The organism is Melittangium boletus DSM 14713 (genome assembly GCF_002305855.1).
Classification (GTDB): Bacteria; Myxococcota; Myxococcia; order Myxococcales; family Myxococcaceae; genus Cystobacter; species Cystobacter boletus.
In genome coordinates, this window is the sequence record NZ_CP022163.1 from 1,726,080 (window position 1) to 1,746,019 (window position 19,940).

At 69.0% G+C, this 19,940-nt stretch carries 17 protein-coding genes; 8 read left to right on the forward strand and 9 right to left on the reverse strand.

The genetic code is table 11. The features are described 5' to 3' along the window. Positions 1-148: 148 nt before the first annotated feature. On the forward strand, positions 149-787 hold the full coding sequence (locus MEBOL_RS07345; RefSeq protein ID WP_095976740.1) for an outer membrane beta-barrel protein: 639 nt from the start codon (positions 149-151) through the stop codon (positions 785-787). Between the two features lie 57 nt (positions 788-844). Here the strand turns inward: MEBOL_RS07345 and MEBOL_RS07350 are convergent, their stop codons facing one another. Continuing rightward, a complete protein-coding gene (locus MEBOL_RS07350; protein WP_095976741.1) occupies positions 845-2,182 on the reverse strand; it encodes a glutamate--cysteine ligase in 1,338 nt (445 codons plus the stop codon). Between the two features lie 58 nt (positions 2,183-2,240). On the opposite strand from MEBOL_RS07350, the gene MEBOL_RS07355 reads away from it, so the two are divergent. From MEBOL_RS07355 to MEBOL_RS07365, 3 genes are all read left to right on the forward strand, one after another. Next, positions 2,241-3,041: an EI24 domain-containing protein gene (locus tag MEBOL_RS07355; protein WP_095976742.1), complete on the forward strand. Its 801-nt coding sequence runs from the start codon at positions 2,241-2,243 to the stop codon at positions 3,039-3,041. 223 nt (positions 3,042-3,264) lie between these two features. Further along, positions 3,265-6,507: an MXAN_5808 family serine peptidase gene (locus MEBOL_RS07360; RefSeq protein ID WP_095976743.1), complete on the forward strand. Its 3,243-nt coding sequence runs from the start codon at positions 3,265-3,267 to the stop codon at positions 6,505-6,507. Between the two features lie 164 nt (positions 6,508-6,671). Next, positions 6,672-7,586, forward strand: coding sequence for a hypothetical protein (locus MEBOL_RS07365; RefSeq protein WP_095976744.1), 915 nt, complete (start codon positions 6,672-6,674; stop codon positions 7,584-7,586). Here the strand turns inward: MEBOL_RS07365 and MEBOL_RS07370 are convergent. Beyond that, complete coding sequence (locus tag MEBOL_RS07370; protein WP_095982639.1) at positions 7,583-8,299, reverse strand: glycerophosphodiester phosphodiesterase; 717 nt, start codon at positions 8,297-8,299, stop codon at positions 7,583-7,585. The genes MEBOL_RS07365 and MEBOL_RS07370 overlap by 4 nt on opposite strands. Positions 8,300-8,408: 109 nt before the next feature. Between MEBOL_RS07370 and MEBOL_RS07375 the strand changes: the two genes are divergently transcribed. Continuing rightward, the gene (locus MEBOL_RS07375; RefSeq protein WP_095982640.1) at positions 8,409-8,639 is read left to right on the forward strand and encodes a twin-arginine translocase TatA/TatE family subunit; all 231 of its coding nucleotides are present in this window, start codon (positions 8,409-8,411) and stop codon (positions 8,637-8,639) included. Between the two features lie 6 nt (positions 8,640-8,645). On the opposite strand, the gene MEBOL_RS07380 is transcribed toward MEBOL_RS07375, so the two are convergent. Next, on the reverse strand, positions 8,646-9,383 hold the full coding sequence (locus MEBOL_RS07380) for a hypothetical protein (protein ID WP_095976745.1): 738 nt from the start codon (positions 9,381-9,383) through the stop codon (positions 8,646-8,648). After that, positions 9,370-11,568 carry a zinc-ribbon domain-containing protein gene (locus MEBOL_RS43575; protein WP_095976746.1) on the reverse strand — a complete coding sequence of 733 codons (2,199 nt, stop codon included), beginning with the start codon at positions 11,566-11,568 and terminating at the stop codon, positions 9,370-9,372. Before MEBOL_RS43575 ends, MEBOL_RS07380 begins: the two co-directional genes overlap by 14 nt. A gap of 153 nt (positions 11,569-11,721) precedes the next feature. On the opposite strand from MEBOL_RS43575, the gene MEBOL_RS07390 reads away from it, so the two are divergent. After that, positions 11,722-12,399, forward strand: coding sequence for a polyhydroxyalkanoate synthesis regulator DNA-binding domain-containing protein (locus MEBOL_RS07390; protein WP_095976747.1), 678 nt, complete (start codon positions 11,722-11,724; stop codon positions 12,397-12,399). Between the two features lie 54 nt (positions 12,400-12,453). Here MEBOL_RS07390 and MEBOL_RS07395 read toward each other — a convergent pair whose 3' ends face one another. The 5 genes from MEBOL_RS07395 to MEBOL_RS07415 form a co-directional block, all read right to left on the reverse strand. Next, on the reverse strand, positions 12,454-14,376 hold the full coding sequence (locus MEBOL_RS07395) for an RICIN domain-containing protein (protein ID WP_095976748.1): 1,923 nt from the start codon (positions 14,374-14,376) through the stop codon (positions 12,454-12,456). Between the two features lie 114 nt (positions 14,377-14,490). After that, a complete protein-coding gene (locus tag MEBOL_RS07400) occupies positions 14,491-15,969 on the reverse strand; it encodes a carbohydrate-binding protein (protein ID WP_179956395.1) in 1,479 nt (492 codons plus the stop codon). Between the two features lie 219 nt (positions 15,970-16,188). Beyond that, positions 16,189-16,554 (reverse strand): VOC family protein, encoded by a 366-nt coding sequence (locus MEBOL_RS07405; protein WP_095976749.1) that lies wholly within the window; start codon positions 16,552-16,554, stop codon positions 16,189-16,191. Between the two features lie 9 nt (positions 16,555-16,563). Beyond that, positions 16,564-17,376, reverse strand: a complete 813-nt coding sequence (locus tag MEBOL_RS07410; RefSeq protein WP_095976750.1) for a ParA family protein — start codon at positions 17,374-17,376, stop codon at positions 16,564-16,566. Positions 17,377-17,390: 14 nt separating this feature from the next. Continuing rightward, positions 17,391-17,690: a hypothetical protein gene (locus tag MEBOL_RS07415; protein ID WP_095976751.1), complete on the reverse strand. Its 300-nt coding sequence runs from the start codon at positions 17,688-17,690 to the stop codon at positions 17,391-17,393. A 163-nt stretch (positions 17,691-17,853) separates the two neighbouring features. Between MEBOL_RS07415 and MEBOL_RS07420 the strand changes: the two genes are divergently transcribed. Beyond that, positions 17,854-18,774: an ArsA family ATPase gene (locus MEBOL_RS07420; RefSeq protein WP_095976752.1), complete on the forward strand. Its 921-nt coding sequence runs from the start codon at positions 17,854-17,856 to the stop codon at positions 18,772-18,774. After that, complete coding sequence (locus MEBOL_RS07425) at positions 18,771-19,919, forward strand: ArsA family ATPase (protein WP_095976753.1); 1,149 nt, start codon at positions 18,771-18,773, stop codon at positions 19,917-19,919. The genes MEBOL_RS07420 and MEBOL_RS07425 overlap by 4 nt, the downstream gene beginning before the upstream one ends. The last annotated feature ends 21 nt before the right edge of the window (positions 19,920-19,940 follow it).

Sequence of the window (19,940 nt, forward strand, 5' to 3'; positions counted from 1 at the left end):
ACGGCCAGGCGAGGCCCACTCCTTCCGAGCGCGGAGGGCCCGGCCATCCAGGCGAGGCCTCCCAAAAGCCCTGTTCTCAACATCCGCATGGACAGATTCCCGTCAGCACACATGGAGTCGGTCAAGGCCGACATGACGGGAGAACGGAATGAAAGCTCGTTCATGGATGGGTGGGCTCGCGCTGGTGACTTTGTGTACGGCGAGCGCGGCGGTCGCGGCGGTGGATGCCTCCCGCATGGCCGGCCGGCTCAACTACGAAGAGGACCGGACCAAGGTGGGCGTGGACGTGCGCCTGGGCGTGGGTGGCCTGATGGGAGACGCGGGCGATCGCACCAAGGCGGGTCCGCTCGTGGGTGTCGCGGCCGGGGCCCAGCCCTGGCGCAACCTCGGCATCGAAGCGGGCGTGGAGGGCCAGCGCATGGCGATCGACGACGGCCGCATCGGCACGGGCGAGGCCATGTACCGCTACAACCTCGGCTTGCTCGCCAAGGCGGGACCCTTGATTGCCCAGGAGAAACTGCGTCCCTACGTGGGCGCGGGCGCGGGCGTGAGCTACCTCAACGCCACGAGCGGAGCGGAAAGCCTCTACCGCAATGACTTCGTCACCGAGGTGCCCATCGCCGCCGGTCTGGACTACCGGTTCAGCGACACCGTCTTCGCCGGCGCCCGGGCGTCCTACCGCGTGCTCTTCGGCGAGGAGTTCGCCAACGCGGCCAATGCCCTGACGACGGGCGACTCCAACGGCAACCTGCTCAACATCACCGCGACGCTGGGCGGCCGCTTCTAGCGCTTCGGGACTCCTCCGCCTCCCCCCGTGGGACCCCGAGGGGAGCGCGGAGCGTGCTCACAGCGCGCAGCGCGCGAGCAGGGTCTCCGGGTTGGGATCCTTCTCCCACTGCTCCAACACCCGCTGCCCTGGAGACTTCTTGGAAGCGGCCACCTCGGCGAGGACATCGAGCAGGGGCGCGTCCGCGGCGTCCAGACGCTCCAGACCCCGGCGGGCGATGGCCACCATCTCTCCCGCCAGCCGGTGCAACTCCTGATTGCCGAGCCGTCCGGCCAGACCCTCGCGACGCGCGGTGTCATGGAAGGCGAGGTGATCCGCCAGGGACAGGGCGGGCAACAGCCGTCCGGCCTCGTCCAGCGCGGTCCGGTCGTACAGCAGGCCGCGCCACAAGGCCGCGAGCGCCCCCGTCATCTCCGCGGAGACACAATCCGCGCCGCGCACCTCGACGATCTTCTTGAGGCGCACCTCGGGAAACAGCGTGGACAGGTGATCCGTCCAGTCCGTCAGGTCCGCCGGCACTCCCTCGAACCCCTCCTGGATGAACCGCCGGAAGGTCATCTTCGGGCGCAGGTACTCGCCGTGCCGGCGCAGGAAGAGGATGGGCGCGTCCAGGGCCCAGTTCACATACGACTGATAGGAGAACGAGCCATCGAAGAAGGACGGCAGATAGCCACAGCGCGTGGGGTCCACCTCGTCCCAGACGCGGCTGCGGAAGGACAGGTAGCCCGAGGGCTTGCCGTTGCGCAGCGGGCTGTTGGCGTAGAGCGAGATGAGCAGGGGTGTGAGCCGCGCGATGAGCACGGTCTTGCGCACACAGTCCGCCTCGTCCTCCCAGTCGAGCGACACCTGCCCGGTGGAGGTCATCAACATCATGTGGTGGGCCAGGGCACCGCGCTCGGGCAGGGACTGACGCATGGCGCCATAGCGGGACTTGGGCATCCACGACACGTCGTCGGTGAGACCGAAGGGGCGATATCCCAGGGCCACCAACTGGAGACCCAGGGAAGCCGCCGCCGCCTTCACCTCGGCCAGGTGGGCGAGATTCTCCGCATGGGCCTCGCGCGCGGTGACGAAGGGAGAGCCAGACAATTCGAACTGGCCCCCGGGCTCCAGGGAGATGGTGAGCATGCCCTTCTGCAGGGCGATGACCGGCGAGGAGGGCGTCTCCCGGAAGGGCTCGTATCCGCCCGGGGTGAGCTTCTCCAGCAGCGCCCCGATTCCCGAGGGGCCCTCGTAGGGCACGGCCCGCGCGCCCTTCACCGGATAGACGAATTTTTCGTGCTCGAGCCCCAGCCGGTGTTGGGCACGGGGCTTTTCGGCGGACCGGAAACCAGCCAGGAGCACGTCGGGGGAGGTGATCGCCTCGGAGGCGGTGCGCTTGAGGTCGAGGGACATGGCCGCCCTATATAACGGTCGTTGACCGGGCCGCTGGCATTTGCGCATCGTCCCGGGAATGACCGCCCCTTCGCCGGTGCCCCCCTTCTCCGCCCGGTCCTCCCCCTCGGACTTCTTCCAGGGAGTGGGCCTCATCTTCCGGGCCTGGGGGCTCATCTTCCGCACCCCCCGGCTGCTGCGCCTGTCGGCCCTGTGCGCCCTGGTCACCCTGGTCAGCCTGGTGGGTCTCGGGATGCTGTTGTGGACCCAGCTCCCCGATTGGCTGGGCGCGGTGTGGTCCCGGCCCGAGCCCTGGTGGGGGCGCGCCGTGTGGACGCTGGTGCTCGTCATCCTCGGGGTGGTGGGCTTCGTGGTGGGGGCCAACGTGGGGCTGCCGCTGGTGCTGGCGCCGTTGCAGGATCCCCTGTCCGAAATCACCGAGGAGCTGTGCGGGAACTACGCCTCGCCCTCCTTCCGGGCGGGCGCCTTCCTGCGAGGCCTGGCCGTGAGCCTGGCGCATACCCTGGCGCGCCTCTGCTTTTTCCTCGTGGGACTGGCCGTGCTGCTGCCACTGAACCTGATCCCCGGGGTGGGCAACGTGGTGTGGGTGGTGCTGAGCATGGTGTGGACGATGCTCTGGCTGGCCGGAGAGCACCTGGCCGCGCCCATGACGCGCCACCTGTACCCCTTCGCCCAGGTGCGCCAGACCCTGCGCCAGCGCTGGCCGCTGTGCCTGGGCTTCGGCGCGGGCGTCCACGTCCTGCTGTGGGTGCCCATCCTCAATAGTTTCTTCCTGCCGGTGGCCGTCGTCGGGGGTACCCTCCTGTACAGGGGCCTGCTCGCCGTGGGGAGCGTCCCCCCCGCGCCCGACGGGAAATAATCACCCCTCCCGGCTGTCTGGGTCATGAAAGCCCCGGCGCGGGAACGCGGCGTGCGCTCGTGGTGTTGTCCAACACTGCGAGAGGACGTGCGCTTGAAGCACCAGGGGTCCGTGATTAGGCTTGCCCGGTTGCTCCGGCATCTCGTTGTTTCCTCCAACTCCTCGATTTGACTCGGGTTTTCACGCATCACCCCGGGGCCACGGGCCCTGACCTGGACGAACCATGCCGCGAATCTTTCGCCGGATCACCGCCGTCGCCGTTCTGCTGGGAGCCTGGGCCCTCGTGGGCGGAAACCGGGCCCCCATGCCCCTGACCCTCGGAGTGGCGGAGGCCGGCCAGACGGCCACGGACACCTCCTCCGACACCGGGGAGAAGAAGAACGAGCTGTCCTCCCTGCGCGTCTTCACCAAGGTCATCCTCTATGTGAAGGAGAACTACGTCGACCCCAAGCGCGTGCGGCCCAAGGAGATGATGATCGCCGCGCTGGAGTACGTGGAGAAGAGCGTGCCGGAGGTGCTCGTGGACGGCAACGCCGAGACGGGCAAGCTCAACGTCAACGTGAACGGCAAGCCGCGGGAGTTCGACATCGGCCACGTGGACTCGCTCTGGAAGATGTCCTTCACGCTCAAGGACGTCTTCGACTTCATCGGCAAGAACATGCGCTCCACGGATGGCAAGCGCGCCCTGGAGGACACGCGGGACATCGAGTACGCGGCCGTCAACGGCATGCTCTCCACCCTGGATCCGCACTCGGTGCTGCTGCGCCCCGAGGTCTACCGGGAGATGAAGCTGTCGACGAAGGGCGAGTTCGGCGGCCTGGGCTTCGTCATCCAGATGCGCGAGGGCAACCTCACCGTCATGAAGGTGCTGCCCAAGACGCCGGCGCACCGCGCGGGCATCATGAAGGACGATCAGATCAAGAAGATCGGCGAGGAGTCCACCGTCAGCATGGACCTCAACGAGGCCGTGTCCAAGCTGCGGGGCCCCGTGGACAGCCGCATCACCATCACCGTGGAGCGCAAGGGCTGGGACAAGCCGCGCGCCATGACGCTCGCGCGCGGGATGATCTCCATCGACAGCGTGCAGTCCAAGCTGCTGGCCGGCAACGTGGGCTACGTGCGGCTCAAGAACTTCCAGGGCAACACCACGCGCGACCTGCAGGCGGCGCTCGCGGAGATGCGCAAGCAGACCGAGTCCAAGGGCGGGCTCAAGGGCGTGGTGCTCGACATGCGCGGCAACCCGGGCGGCCTCCTCGAGCAGGCCATCCAGGTGTCCGACACCTTCGTGTCCGAGGGCACCATCGTCTCCACCGTGGGCCTGTCCGACAAGCTGCGCGAGGAGAAGCGCGCCCACGCCGACCCGGGCGAGGAGTCCTATCCGGTGGCGGTGCTGGTGAACGCGGGCAGCGCCTCGGCCTCGGAGATCGTCGCCGGCGCGCTCAAGAACCTCGATCGCGCGGTCATCATCGGCCGGCAGACGTTCGGCAAGGGCAGCGTGCAGGTGCTCTACGACTTCCCGGACGACAGCGCGCTCAAGCTGACCATCGCCAAGTACCTCACCCCGGGTGACGTCTCCATCCAGGAAGTGGGCATCGTGCCGGACATCGAGCTCGTCCCCTCCGCCGTCACCGACGAGCGCGTGGTGGTGTTCGCTCCCCGCAAGACCATTGGCGAGGCGGACCTGGATCAGCACTTCGGCAACCCCAACTCGGACTCGGTGGCCAAGAAGCGCGAGGACGTGCTCGGCCGCGAGAAGCCGCTGGAGACGGTGCGCTACCTCAAGGTGGACCAGAAGGACCTGCAGGCCATCGCCAAGAAGCAGGAGGACGCCGCCAAGGCCCCCGCCACCGCCGTCAAGGAGGACCCCAAGCAGCACGCGGGCAGCCACCTGCTGGACGTGAACTCGGTGGGCTCCAGCGAGGAGCTGGACGATCAGCTCGACGCGGAGAGCCAGGATGACGTGAAGGAGGACTTCGAGGTGCAGTTCGCCCGCGACTACGTCCTCCAGGTGCCCTACACGAACCGCCGCCAGATGCTGCAGAAGGGCAAGGCCTTCGTGGAGAAGAAGATGGCCGAGGAGCAGCAGCGCATCGACGCCGCCATCTCCGCCCTCGGGGTGGACTGGAGCGCGGGCCCCACGCCCAAGGACGTGAAGCTCGCCGCCACGTTCAGCCCCGGGCAGGATCAGAAGATCGCCGCGGGCGAGACCTTCGACATGGCCGTCACCGCCGAGAACAAGGGCAGCGAGACCCTCAAGCGCGTGCGCGCCTGGACCGAGAGCGAGAACTACTACCTGGACCGCCGCGAGTTCCTCATCGGCAGCCTGGCCCCGGGCGAGAAGAAGACCTGGAAGGTGAAGGTGCGCCTGCCCAAGGATCTGGTCTCGCGCCGCGACGACGTGACGGTGAAGCTGCTGGACGACAACGGGCCCCTGCCCGGCACGGTCGTCAGCGAGCTGAGCTTCACGGAGCTGCCGCGCCCCGCCTTCGCCTTCAACTGGCAGGTGGTGGATGACTGCGCCACGTGCAACCGCGACGGCATCGCCCAGCGGGGCGAGGACGTCAGCCTGGTGCTGGACGTGACGAACACCGGCAAGGGCAAGGCGCTCGACTCGTTCGCGCAGATCAAGAACGTGGGCGAGCCGAACATCTTCATCGAGAAGGGCCGCTTCAAGATCGGAGAGATCGGCCCGGGCGAGACGAAGACGGCGCGCTTCCAGCTCGCGGTGAAGAAGGGCCTCAAGGACGACCACTTCCCGCTCAAGCTCACCATCATCGACGAGCCGCTCGAGGAGTTCGCCGTGGAGAAGCTGGATCTGCCGGTGTCGGACACCGCGCCGGTCAAGCTCGACGCCAAGAAGGGCCTGGTGAAGGTGGCGGAGAAGGCCGAGCTGTTGGCCGAGCCTCGGGCGGATGCCCCCGTGATCGCCCGGCTGCCGCGCCCGGCGACGATGAACATCGAGGCCGCCAACAAGGGCTTCTACCGGGTGGAGCTGGACAAGGATCGCTTCGCCTTCGTGCGCGCCCAGGAGGCCCACGAGACGCGGGGCAAGCCCAACACCGCGCAGGACCTCACCTACCAGGCGCGCCGCTCGCCGCCGGAGATCAAGCTCGACGTGGACCCGGGCCAGGGCGGACTGGTGGCCACTGGCGACCGCTACACCCTGAGCGGAGAGGTGGATGACGCGCAGGGCCTGCTGGACATGTACATCCTGGTGAACGACCAGAAGGTCTACTTCCAGGCCGTGGACACCACCAAGGCCAAGGCGAACGCGCCCCAGCGGCTCAAGTTCTCCACGGACTTCGCCCTCAAGGAGGGCAACAACAGCGTCCTGGTGGTGGCGCGCGAGAGCACCGACTTCGCCAGCCGCCGCACCCTGGTCATCCGCCGCCGTCCGGCCGAGGTGGCCCAGAAGCTCTCGGCGCCGGCCCAGGCCAGCAAGCCGATGAAGTCCGCCACGCCGTAAGGCATTGAACAGGCCCTCGCGCCTGTCCCCGGGCGGCTTTCGTCGGGTCCACCCGGACCCCGCGGAAGCCGCCCGTTTTATTGACGCTCCGCGCGCGCGCACGCTAGCGTCGCCTCCGTTCGGCGCCGTCGCCAGCACGTGCGCCTCGGGAGGCGGTTGTGAGGATGCGGACGTTCAGCCGGTGGATGGCTCTCGCGGTGCTGGTGGGTGGCCCCGCCGCGTATGCGGATCGCAATGACATCGTGCTGTCACAGCTCGGGAATCCGAAGACGAGCGCCACCGCGAATGGCGACTTCAAGGCCTTCTCGCGCACGCTCGCGGCGGTGATGACGTCGACGAGCCTGACGCCCCCGAAGTCCCTGGGGCACGCGGGCATCGCCGTCAACGCGGAGCTGGGCGTGGTGGGCCTGCCCGACGACGTGTTCATGCCCACCGAGCGTCCTCAGATGAGCACCGTGCTCGTGCCCTCCATCCACGTGCGCAAGGGACTGCCCTTCTCCATCGACCTGGGCGCCCGCGTGGGGTGGCTCGATCGCAGCAGCATGTTCGCCGCCACGGGGGAGATCCGCTGGGCCGTCAACGAGGGCTTCATCGCGTGGCTGCCGGACATCGCCCTACGCCTGCACGCCACGCAGCTGCTCAACACGCGCAACCTGCACCTGACGGCCACGGGCCTGGACGCGAGCGTGGGCAAGCAGTTCCCGCTCGGCGGCATGGTCACCATCACCCCTTACGGCGGCATCGACATGACGGGCGTGAGTTCGCGCTCGGACGTCGTCGCGTTCGGCCCGGTGACGGGAGATCTCTCCGACCCCGAGCAGAAAAACCCATCGTTCCAGAACCTCGCCGCCTACGAGCCGTTGAAGGCCTGGAGCAACTTCAACACCCGCTTCTACGCGGGTGGGCGCTTCATCGGCGGCGCGCTGCAGATCGGCGCCGAGGTGTCCCTGGCCACCGTGGGCACCGTGGACCTGCGCACCAGCAACACCGACATCAAAGCCGACGGCACGAAGGAGACCACCAAAGGCGTGCTGCCCGCGGTGCTCGCCTTCAACGCCACGCTCGGCCTGGACTTCTAGAGCAGGGCCTCGCGCAGGGCGCGGGGGGTGTTGGTGATGAGGTAGGACACCCCCATCTCCCGGAGTTCGCGCGCGCGCTGGGCATCATCCACCGTCCACACCGCCACGCGCAGCCCCCGGTGGAGCCAGCCTTCCACGCGCTCGGGCGTGCACTGCTCGTGGAAGGGGTGCACCGAGTGCGAGGAGACGAGCGGCGTCACGGCATGGGCCTGGATGCCCCACCGCTTGTCCGGATCGATGAGGAAGCCGCGGCGCAGCGAGGGCGCGGCGGCGGCCATGCGGAAGAGGCACAGCGGATTGAAGCTGGAGATGACCACCCGGTCCGCCAGCTGCCGATCCTCCACGAGCCGCGCCACCTTGTGGGCGAGGCCCCCGTCCTCGAAGTGGTCGCACTTGAGCTCGATGTTGACGAGGAAGTGCGCGGGCAGCGCGTCCAGCACGTCCTCCAGGAGGGGAATGCGCGCGGGGGCGAAGCCGAGCCGGCTGCCCACGTCCGCCCGCTGGAGCTTCCACCAGGGCGTGGTGCGCACCTCCCAGGGCAGGCCCGCGAGCCGGTCCAGGAAGTCGTCATGGCACACCACCACCTCGCCGGAGCCACACACCATGGCATCCAGCTCCACCCCGTCAGCCCCCTGGGCCACGGCCTCCTGGAAGGCGTCGAGGGTGTTCTCGGGGGCATCGGCGCTGGCACCTCGGTGGGCGAGCAGGAGCATGCGCCCAGTGTGCGACAGGCCGCCGCCGGGAGCGAGCGTCCCGTCGTGCCCCGTCCAGGGTCCGACACGCGGCTTGCCTCCCTCCGGGCATTGCCGCATTGTGCGCCGCATGTTGGGACTGCGGCCCGGAGAACTCCTGTTCATCGGCTTCATCCTGGTGGTGGTGTTCTCCGCCGCCCGGATGGGCCAGCTCGGCAATGCCGTGGGCCGGTTCGTCTACTCGTTCAAGAAGGCCTCCAAGGGCGGAGACCTGGTGGACGCCAAGACGCTGCCCCGGGCCCGGCGTGGCCAGGACGTGACGGACGCCGACTACACCGACCCCGGTTCCAAGAGGAGCTGAGCCCCCCTACCCCGCCAACAACCGGGAGGCCTGCTCGCGCAGCGACGGGTGCACGGACGAGTCCGCGGCCAGCTCGGCCAGGTCGTTCGCGTTGAGCAGGGGGACGATCTTCACCCCCACCTCGGGCGGCAGGTACGGATTGAAGACGAGCGCGCGGCGCACCGCGTGGCGCGAGGACCAGCGCGTCGCCTTCCAGATTTCCACCAGGGGCTCGGGCCGGGCCGGACGGCGCGCCGCCATGCGCACCACGAGCGCCTCGGTGAGCCGGGGGTTGAGCAGCGCGTTGCGCACCACCGAGGGGTCGCTCACCGTCGCCAGCCGCGTGAGCACGTCGGGATCCCGCGTGAGCCGGGCCTGCTGCTTGATGTGTCCCAGGGACTGGGTGAAGGCCTTGGCGTCCGCCCGGGCCGCCGCGCCCTCGTCGAACTCCTTGCGCGCGGGCGCCGTCTCGAAGAGGTCCGCCACGGACTCCAGGGACTGCACCTCCGCCATGCGGCGCATTGAGTCCGCGTAGGGAATGCTCGCGGCCTCCTGGCCGAGCGCCGCCACGAAGGCGGAGAGCACGCAGGTGGCGGGCTCCCACCCTCCGCGCGCGAGCTGGAGGATGTGGTGGAGCAGCTCGTTGGAATCGAGCGGATCCCACCGGGCGAGCTCGCGGGCGGCGGCCTTGCGGACGATCTCCGTGCTCCCGCTCAGGGCGTGGAGCCGGCGGATGACGGTCTTGGCCTCCTCACGGCTGGGCATCGCCGACGATTCCCTCCTGGGGCCCTCCCGCGGCGGTCGCCCCATCTCGCGGCGTGAGCGTGACCTCGAGCCGGAAGTTCGCCAGGTCCGGGGGGTACTCGTGGAAGAAGACGACGAAGGGCACGCGCGCCCCCGGCGCCACTTCCTTGGAGGCCGCGTCCAGGCGCGAGCGCAGCGCCTCGGCGTCCTCGGTGCTCCGCACGGCGTTGAACTCCTCGGGATTGGGCACGGAACCCGCGAGCCCCTCCGCGGACTTCACCCGCTGCGTCCCGTCATACAGCGAGACGGTCACCGCCACCCGCATGGGCGAGGTGCCACGGTTCTCCACCTCGCCCCGGACGAAGAAGAGGGGCTGGGCCCCCTGCGTCTCGTAGAGGCCGTTGGACATCTCCTTGGCCACCAGGGGCCGGGTGGGAGACACCACCTCGCGCAGCCGCTCGGGAGTCAGGTCGGACAGCTCCACCCGGCCCTCGTTCATCGAGGCCAGGCCCACGGCGACCAGCGAGACCACCAGGACGGCCACCACCACGAGCTGCACGGCCGCCGTGGCGAGCCGCTGCACCAACCTCGAACCCGTGCGCTCCCCTCCGTCCTTCTTCACCACGGGCGCGGCGATCACCGGCGGGGGAGCGGCGGGAGGCGCGGGCACCGCCGGCGGCAGGTCGGGGAGGATTTCCCGGCTCGGCGCGGCGGCGTCCCCCTCGCGGAAGTCGGGGAACGGAGAGGGCGCGGCGCCTCCCGGAGCGGCGGACGCGGGAGCCCCCCAGTCCGGAATGCCCGAGGGCGCAGCCTGCTGCGGCGCCCCCCAGTCCGGAATGCCCGAGGGCGCAGCCTGCTGCGGAGCCCCCCAGTCCGGAATGCCCGAGGGCATGGCCTGCGCGGGCTCAGGAGGAGGCAGCGACGCCGTGGGATCGAACGCGGCGAATGGATTGTCGTCGAACGCCGCCACCTCGGCCGGCACGGGGACCGGAAGAGGTGCCGCGCTCCGAGCGACAGGCGCGGGTGGAGCGGGCGGAGGTGGAGCGGGCGCCGGCCTGGGCGCGGGGGCCGGCTTGGGCACGGGGGCCGGAGCGGGCGGAGGCTCGAACGAGACGAACGGGTTGTTGCCCTCGAGCCCCTCCATCTCCTCATAGACGGGAGCCGGAGCCGGAGGCAGTGAGAACGGATCCTCCGAGGCGAACGCCGCCGGAGCACCCCCCACCGCGCGGGCGGGCGCGGGAGCATCATCCGGAGGCAGCGAGAAGGGATCCGCCGCGTCGAACGCCGCCGGAGCTGGCTCGAACGCGAGGGGCGCGCTGGCGCGCTGCGGGACGGGCGCCGGAGCCGGAGGCGCGCTTCGGACTGGAGCCGGGGCCGGAGCGGCGGGCTTGGGCACCGGAGCCGGCACGCGGACGGGAGCCACCGGCGCCACGCTCGCGGGTGCCGCGCTCCGAGGCGCCGTCGGCACGGGGGTCCGCGCCGGAGCGGGCGCGGCCGGCTTGGGCACGGGAACCGGCCGGGGGGCGGGCTTGGGCGCCTCCTCCACCGTGGCGAAGGGATTGCTCTCGTCGAAGGACAGGGAGAGCGCCGGCGTCAGGGGCCGGGCGGGCTCCTGGACCCCGCCCAGCGCGAGCGCCCCCACGGGCGCATGGGGCACGGGGCTCTTGGCGGATTGCTGAAGCGCTTCAGCGGGCGAGGCGGGCGCCTCCCCCATGAACTCCATCAGCGGATCCAGGTCGATCGTCGCCGGAGTCCGCGGAGATTCCAGGTGGGCGGGCACCCGGGGAACGATGCCCGGGGGACGCGGGGTGCGCGACGCGGCCACGCCTGGAGGCGCCGCGGCCGGGGCCACGGGCGGGACTCCAGGAGCGCCGAAGAGCGAGTCGAGCGCGGACGCCGCTCCCGGACTCGCGGGCTTCATCCCAGGCGGAGCCGTCTTGTTGAAGGACACCGGGGGCACGGACACGGGTGGCGCGGCCCGAGGGACCTCCACCGGCGTGCCCGCCCGGGCGACCGCGGGAGGCCGGACGGGCGGAGCCGCCTCGGCGGAAGGCGCACCCGGGTCGAGTGCGGCGGAGGGAGCGCCCTCGCGCACGACCCGAAAGGTATGCTGACATTTGGTGCAGCGGACCTTGACCCCCTTCTCGGTCACCTTCTCGTCGGGGATCTTGAACCGCGTCTGACACCGCTCACAGTTGACAATCATTCAGGGGGCTCGGCCGGTCCCGGAGTATAGGCGCAGGTCAACACCATCGCGAGCTTGCCTTCGCATGGCTTGCCCGCCCCCCCGCCCTCTTGCTACAGGCAGCCCTTCCACAGCCGCATGCGCGAGCGCCCCTAATGTGGCGGAGACAATGACATGAGCGAGCCAGAGCAGGCAGGCGTGCCCGGTCCAGCCAAGGACCCCAAGGTCATCAAGCGGTACACCAACCGCAAGCTCTACGACACCGTCGAGAGCCGGTACGTCACCCTTGACGAGATCGCCGCGATGATCAAGGACGGCGTCGAGGTCCAGATCGTCGACAACAAGACAAAGGAGGACCTCACCTCGGTCACGCTCGCGCAGATCATCTTCGAGGAGGAGAAGAAGCGGAACCGGATGCCCCTCACGGTGCTCCGGGAGATCATCCGGCATCCGGGTGACTCGCTGACGGACTTCATCCAGAAGGCCGTGACTCCGCGAGTCGTGTCCATCCGCGAGGAGGCCGAGTCCCGGCTGGACAAGCTGCTGCGGCGCGAGGACAAGCGCGAGGACGGCAGCGAGGCGCCCGCCGCTCCCGTCGAGGGCGAGGCCAGCGCCGAGGACGCCAACGCCGCGGGCGGAGGCGGTGCGGCGGAGCTGCTCAAGGCGAGCCAGCGTGCCCTCGAGGAGTGGCAGCGCCGGGTCGACGATCGCGTGAAGCAGGTGGTCGAGAACCTCGCGGGCAACCTGCCGGCGCTCGGCCGCGACATGCAGACGCTCACCCAGCGCCTCGAGGACCTCGAGAAGAAGCTGGACGCGCTGGACAAGAAGAACAGCGGCTCCGAGCAGGCCTGAGCCGCCGCGTCCCGCCCCCGCGCCCGGGAAAGGCACGGGGGCGGCGGACCCCGGTTAGAGGGCCTCGAGCCGGAACTGCTGGCAGTCGTTGTTGGTGGCCCACGTCCACTGCTGCAGCCGGGCGCCGTCACCCACCCCGCTCTTGGTGCAGTCCGCCACGTCGAGCACCTTGCCGCTGTGGCGCGCCTCCAGCTTGTAGTAGCCGTTGCCGGTGGACACGGCCTTGAACTGCTGGTTGCTGCCGTTCGCCCAGTCCCACTGATGCACGGTGCCGCCGTCGGCCGTGCTCACGCTCGCGACGTCCAGCACCTTGCCGTTGTAGCGGGAGACGAGCCGCGAGTAGCCGCTGTCCGTGGCCTCCATCGTCCACTGCTGGCTGGAGCCGGTGTGGCACGCCCACTGGTGGATGCCCGTGCCGTTGTTGGAATCCGGGCCGATGATGTCCACGCACTTGTTGGACCACTTGTTCACCAGCCGGTAGGTCGGGCTCGTGGTGCCGCCGCCCGTGGTGCCCGGCTTCCACTTGAACGACGCCACCGAGCGCGGCGGCAGCGAGTAGTCGAAGGACTGGCTGCCCCAGCGCACCTTGAAGTTGATCGTCGAGCCACCGTTCGAGTTGAGCGCCACCAGGGCGAGCGTCCCGTCCGGGTTCTTGAAGGCCACGGTCTCGATGTTGTTGTTGCCCAGGCTCGTGGAGCCCACGCGCACCGCGCCCGCGCGCACCACCTTCGCGAAGTGCCCCCAGGCGTAGTACTCCGCGTTCTTCGTGTAGGTGCCGTTGCCGTTGTTCACCGTGAGCATGCCGTTGCAGTTCGTGCAACCGCCCGTGTAGGGGCCGTGGTTCTGGTCCAGCGCGATGTTCCAGTACAGCGAGGTGCGCGCCCAGTTGCGCACCGGGCCGATGACGAGGTTGCGGATGTTCCACGTGAGGTTGTTCGCCTGGTCCGTGGACCACTCGCCGCCCGAGCACTCCGTGAAGTGGATCTCCTCGTTCGGGTAGGCGTTGTGGAAGTTGTTCTGCACGCTGAAGGAGCCCTCGGCGCTCTCGTAGCAGTGGTAGGCCACGCCCGCGACCGCCGCCTGGGCCTGGCCCCCGTTGTGCGCCATCACGTCATAGGGAAAGCGCGCCTCCGAGCCATTCTCCTGCCAGTTGTGATCCCACGCGATGATCTTCACGCCGCCCAGGCCCGCGTTGTTGAGCGCCGGCCGCAGGTTCTGCGCGGCGAAGTTGGACTGGTCCGCCGGCTCCATCTGCATGGTGGCGTAGGTGCTGTTGCCGTTGTGCGGCTCGTTCTGCATGCTCACCGAGTGGATGGGCAGCCCGGAGCCCTGGTAGCCCTGGATGAACTTCACGAAGTAGTTGGCGTACATCCCGTACAGGTCGTTGCGCAGGTAGCCGCCGCCCGTGAAGGAGTTGTTGAACTTCATCCACCCAGGCGCGCTCCATGGCACGCCGTGCAGCTTGACCTCGGAGTTGAGCTGCCGCGCCTGCTGCAGGATGGGGATGATGTACGCCTTGTCGTGGTTGATGGAGAAGTCGTTCAGGTCACAGCACGTGTCGTCGTAGCTGTAGTTGTTGCGCGCGAAGTCGCTCGCGCCCATCGGCACGCGCACGAAGTTGAAGCCCGCGCCGCTCCCCACGTTGAACAGGTCGTTCATGATCGTGTTGCGCTGGGGCGAGTTGTAGATGAGCCACGCGGACGAGTCCGTCATCGCGGCGCCAAAGCCGTCGATGGTCTGGTAGGTCGTCGTGTCCGTGACGTCGATCACCGTCGAGGTGCCGCTCTGGGCCCCGAAGGTCTTGTTCGCCTCGACGTTGAGGCGCTTGGACAGGGCGCTGCCCGAGGTCGTGGTGAGCCACACCTGCACGGACTCGTTGGCGGCCAGCGCGAGCGAGGGCGTGAAACCGCCCAGGCCCAGCAATGCCAGCGTCAGCGTACGGCCCATCTTCATGCCTTGGTGGTGGAAGGTCTTCATGCGTGAACGGCTCTCTCTTGGGGTGGAAAACAGGGGGAGGGAAACAATGAAACGACGCCCGGACCTCCTCGTGGGAGGAGGCCGGGCGCCGGGAACGCGAATCAGGAGAAGCGACTAGCCCGCGGGGCAGAACGTCACGTTGAGCTGACGGCCGCCGTTGCAGGTGTAGAAGCCGGCCTGGTTGGCCGCCATGGGGTAGTCGTCGTAGGCGAACGAGTACACCGCGCCGCACTGGTCATGCACCCACTTGGCGTACAGGTTGAAGGGCTTGCCGGTGTTGTAGTACTGCGCCACGTTCGTGCTGTCGGGCGCGTCCACCATGCCGCGCGTGATGGCCGAGCACCACTTGGCGCTCTGGTCGAAGAAGGGCGCGGAGCAGGCGTAGACCTGGGGCGTCTTGGCCGAGCCCGGGTTGCACTGGCCGGGGTACTTGCTCGCGCAGCGCGCGATCTCACCGTCCAGCCGGCTGCACACGGAAGCGCGGCGCGAGTCACCCGCGTACTCGCCATCCAGACAGAAGGAGCGCGGCGCGAGGCAGATGGTGGCGCCGCCCATGGAGTAGCGCAGACCATCCGGACAGCCATTGGCCACGGCCGTCGCCAGGGCGCTCTGCGACTTGTTGCAGCGCACGTCCACACAGCCGCCGCCCGTGCCGCTCGCGTTGATCTGCATGGGCAGACCCACGTGATCCACGTACGTGAGGTTGTAGTAGATGTTCTGCGCGCCGTTGCCCGGGTCGAGGCCCAGCGTGAACTCGGCCTTCTCCAGCTCACGCGGCGAGGCGGGCGTGGGCTTGGTCTTGTACGCGCTCACGCGCGCGCTCGGGTAGTTGCTCGGCGCATAGTAGGTGTAGCTGGCGCCGGTGCCCAGGTTGCGGAAGGGCTTGACCCCGCCGGATACGGGCTCCAGGGGAACGTCCCCCACGCCCGAGAGGATGACCTCGAGCGGGAAGGGACACTTGTTCGTCACCACCACGGGCACCTTGCCCGTCTGAGGGGGCGGGTTGGTGGTGCCCCCACCGCCCGTGTTGTGCAGCTCGAAATAGTCGAACTTGAAGAGCCAGTCGCCACCCGTCGCGACGGCCTTGAAGCGCACGTCCTGCCGGCCGCTCGTCTTGGTGATGGAGACGGTCTTCGTGGTGAAGACGTTCCAGTCCGAGCCGGTGGCGGCATCGATGGACACCGTGCCGATCTTCGTGGAGCCGGCGTAGATGTCCGCCTTGCCGCCCGCGTACGGGGCGCCCACGCGCACCTGGATCTGATCCGCGCCACCGCCGAAGTCCACCTGCGAGTAGCCAATGGTCTCGTTGACCTGGAAGCCCGCCACCGACTGCCCGTCACCCCCGCCCTCGTTGAACACGGCGTTGGCCGTGGTGAGCGCGGAGCTCCAGCTCTCCGCCTGGATGCGGCTGCCCACGATGACCGACTGCGACTTGCGCACCAGGTCCTCGTGGCTGTTGGTCTCCGGGACCACCGGCTCGGCGGTGCCACAGCCGAGGGCCGAGGCGAGCATCAGCGCCGTGCCGCTCGCCAGCAGCGAGTTCTTGTGACGCGTCCGGGAGGCCCGGGCGTTCGAGGAAAGAGAGGGGGACATGTCTGCTCCTAGGGCTGGGCGGAGACGAGAAACATCCCTCCTCAGGCGTCCTGTTTTCAGGACTTTTCCCTGAAAGTTGGCGTTCCTTGTTTATCCGTTAAGCACGGATAATACAGAAAACACGTTTTTCTCCAATGCTGAATCGTGTCTGGAAACGGTTTTTCAGAAAGTAAGTGTTCACTGCCCAACAGGCGCGCGGAAAAAGATTGCCGCGTGGCGTCAGGGCTCGGACCAGACCGCGAGCTCGTTGCCACTTGGATCCATGAAGTGGAAGCGCCGCCCACCAGGGAAGGAGAAGATGTCCTTCACGATGCGGCCGCCCGCCTCGCGCACGCGCGCGAGCGTCGCTTCCAGTTCCTTGGAGTAGAGCACGATCAGCGGGCCCCCCGGGGTGACGGGGAACTGCGTGGTGAAGCCGCCGGCGAGCCGTCCATCGTGGAAGCTCGTGTAGGAAGGCCCGTAGTCCTCGAACCGCCAGCCGAAGACGGCTTCGTAGAAGCGCTTCACCTGGGGCAGGTCGGTGGCGGCCAGTTCGATGTAGTCGATGCGGTGGTGGTGCTCGGACTGAGTCGGGGAGGTGGTCATCCCCCGAATCTACGCCACGCGGGGCGTCTTGCCCTTCCGGGCGCGCTTGGGAGTAGGCACCCCATCGAAGATCTCCGCCGCGATGGCGCCGAGCATCTTCGCCCCACTGCTGCTCGGAGCGTATTCCCAGATGGTCTTCCCGTGGCTCTGGGCCTCGTCCACCTTGACGTTGTAGCCGAGCGGCGTGGCGGCCAGGGTGTCCGGGAAGTAGGCCGCGAGGCGCTCGTGGATGGCGGTGGCGAGCGCGGTGCGCCGCGAGAGCGTGGGCACCACCTTGGTGATGCGCAGCCCGGGGCAGCCCTCGAGCTCGGCCACCTGGCGCACGGTGTCGGCCACCTCCGCGCAGCCATCGAGCGCGAAGTAGGTGAGGGCCACGGGCACCACCACCTCGGTGGAGGCCACCAGGATGTTGCGCGTGGTGAGGCCCAGGGACGGAGGCGCGTCGAAGACGAGCACGTCGAAGCCCAGGGCCTCCGCGGACGCCAGGCGCTCGGCGAGCCGGTGCGCCCGGCGGGCCTCGCCCGCCACCAACAGGGGGAACTCCGCCATCTCCTTATAGGCGGGCAGGACGGACAGGCCCTCGAGGGACGAGGGTTGGATGACGTCCTCCAGGCGCACGGCCGCATCGGTGAGCAGGTGGAAGACGTTGCGCGGCAGCGTGCGCACGTCCAGCCCGAGCGACTTGCCCGCGTGCCCCTGCGTGTCCAGGTCCACCAGCAGGACCTTCAACCCCCGCTCTCGCGCGAGCCACGCCGCGGTGTTGACCGCCAGCGTCGTCTTGCCGGTTCCCCCCTTCTCGTTGATGAAGGCGATGCGCCGCATGTGGGCTCCCTCCCCTACTTCTTCTTGGCGGCCACCAGCGTGTCCACCTTCGCCTCCACCGAGGCCAAGAGCCGCTCCAGATCGTCCACCTTGGAGCGCAGCTGCTCCACGTCCGTGGTGGACGGCAGGTTCATGGCCGACAGGGCCGTGCGCAGCGCGCTGTCCAGCGTGCCCTTGGCGGCGAGCGTGCGCGTCACCACCGTCTGCACCGTGGCGACGAACTTCTCGTTCGCCATGAGCTGCTGGGCGAGCTTGCCCACGCGCTCCTCGCCGGATTCGACGATCTTCTTCACCATGGGGTTGTTCTTGAGCATCGGGGTCTCCGTGAATCCGCGAATTGTCGGGGGGGACGCGGCAGGCCCCGCTGCGAAACGCGCGGACTCTGGAAGCACGCGACGCGGCGTGTCAAGCACGAGGAACCACATGACGGAGCGCGTTGACACGTGGGGGGGGCATCCCTAGGGTTCGCCGCTCTCGATGGCCGCACTGCTCGACAAGAGGTTGTGGATCGTCTCCGGCAAGGGCGGTGTGGGCAAGAGCACCATCGCCGCGGCGCTGGCGTTGCGCTCGGCGCGCGCGGGCCGGCGCACGCTGGTGTGCGAGGTGAATGCCCAGGAGCGCATCAGCCGCATGCTCGGACACGAGCCGGTGGGCCCCCAGATCACCCCCCTGGAGGAGAACCTGTGGGCCGTGGACGTGCGCCCCCAGGAGGCCATGCGCGAGTACGCGCTGATGGTGCTGCGCTTCGAGACCCTCTACAAGACGGTCTTCGAGAACAAGGTGGTGCGCTACTTCCTGCGCTTCATCCCCTCGCTGCAGGAACTGGTGCTGCTCGGGAAGATCCTCTTCCACGCCCAGGAGAAGCGGCCGGACGGCAAGCCGCTGTGGGACACCATCGTCATGGACGCGCCCGCCACGGGCCACGCCATCACCTTCCTGCGCGTGCCCCAGGTGCTGCTGCAGACGGTGCCCCCGGGGCCCATGTCCCGCGAGGCCCTGAAGATGAAGGATCTGCTGGAGGATCCCGCGGTGACGGCGGCGGTGCTGGTGTCCCTGCCCGAGGAGCTTCCGGTGAACGAGACGCTGGAGCTGCACACGGCCCTGCGCGACCAGGTGCGGGTGCGCACCCACGCGGCGGTGCTCAACGCGACCTTCCCCGAGCGCTTCAGCGAGGACGACCTGGAAGCCCTGGTGGATCAACCCGAGCTGCTGCAAGTGGCCAGGGCCCACCATGCCCGGGCGGCGCAGACGGTGCTCGCGCAGGTGAAGCTGGAGCGCAACCTGAACGTGCCCGTGCACCGCGTGCCGCGCATCTTCACGCCCAACTTCGACCGCTCCGCCATCGAGCAGGTCATGCGCCACCTGGAGTCCCTGGTGACGGGCAAGGAGGGCCCATGAACGCGCTGTCCCAAGCCCTGGCCCACAAGCGCGTGCTCGTGTCCGTCGGCTCCGGCGGCGTGGGCAAGACGACCATCTCCGCCACCCTCGCCCTGCGCGCCGCGGTGGATGGGCGCAGCAGCCTCGTGTGCACCATCGATCCCGCCAAGCGCCTGGCCAACGCGCTGGGACTCAACGCCCTGGGCAACGTGGAGGCCGAGGTGCCCGCGAGCGCCGTGGAGCCGCTGGGCATCACCCCGCGCGCCCGCCTGCACGCGATGATGCTGGACATGAAGGCGACGTGGGACGAGCTCATCCTCCGCCACGCCCCCGCGGACAAGCGCGAGAAGATCCTCTCCAACCGCTTCTACCAGTCCCTCTCCAGCGCGCTCGCCGGCAGCCAGGAGTACGTGGCCCTGGAAAAGCTCTGGGAGCTGCGCAACCAGCGCGACTACGAGCTCATCGTCCTGGACACCCCGCCCACCGCGCACGCGCTCGACTTCCTCGAGGCGCCCAACCGGGTGCTGGACTTCCTGGACAACGAGGCGGCCCGGTGGCTGCTCACCCCGGCGCTCGCGGCGGGCAAGGTGGGCCTGTCCCTGTTCAACCTGGGCGGCAGCTACATGGCCAAGACGATCTCCAAGTTCACCGGCACGGAGACGCTGCAGGAGCTGGCCAACTTCATGCTCTCCATCGCGCCCATGAACGAGAGCTTCCGCGAGCGGGCGCGCGGCGTGCGCGAGCTGCTCAAGGCCGAACAGACCGGCTTCGTGCTGGTGACGAGCCCCGGGCGCGAGCGGTTGGACGAGGTGATGCACTTCCACCGGCTGCTCCAGCAGAACCGCATGGAGGTGGTGGCCGTGGTGGTCAACCGCGTCCATCCCCTGCCGGGTCCCGCTCTCTGGGAGGAAGCCCGGGGCCTGTTGCCCACCCGGCGCACCAAGGTGGAGGAGACGCTGAACGAGATGACGCTCCTGGCCGAGCAGGACGCGCGGGGCATCGCCGAGCTCCAGGCCGCGTGTGGGAGCACGCCCCTCATCCAGGTCCCCCGTTTTGAATTGGACGTGCACGAGATTGGCGCCCTGTGGCGCACCGGCCGCTTCCTCATGGGCGAGGAGCTCATCCCCACGCCCCCTCCCCTGCTTACGTCGGGCGGCCCGGAGTAGGCCCCCCCGGGCGGGCGGTCC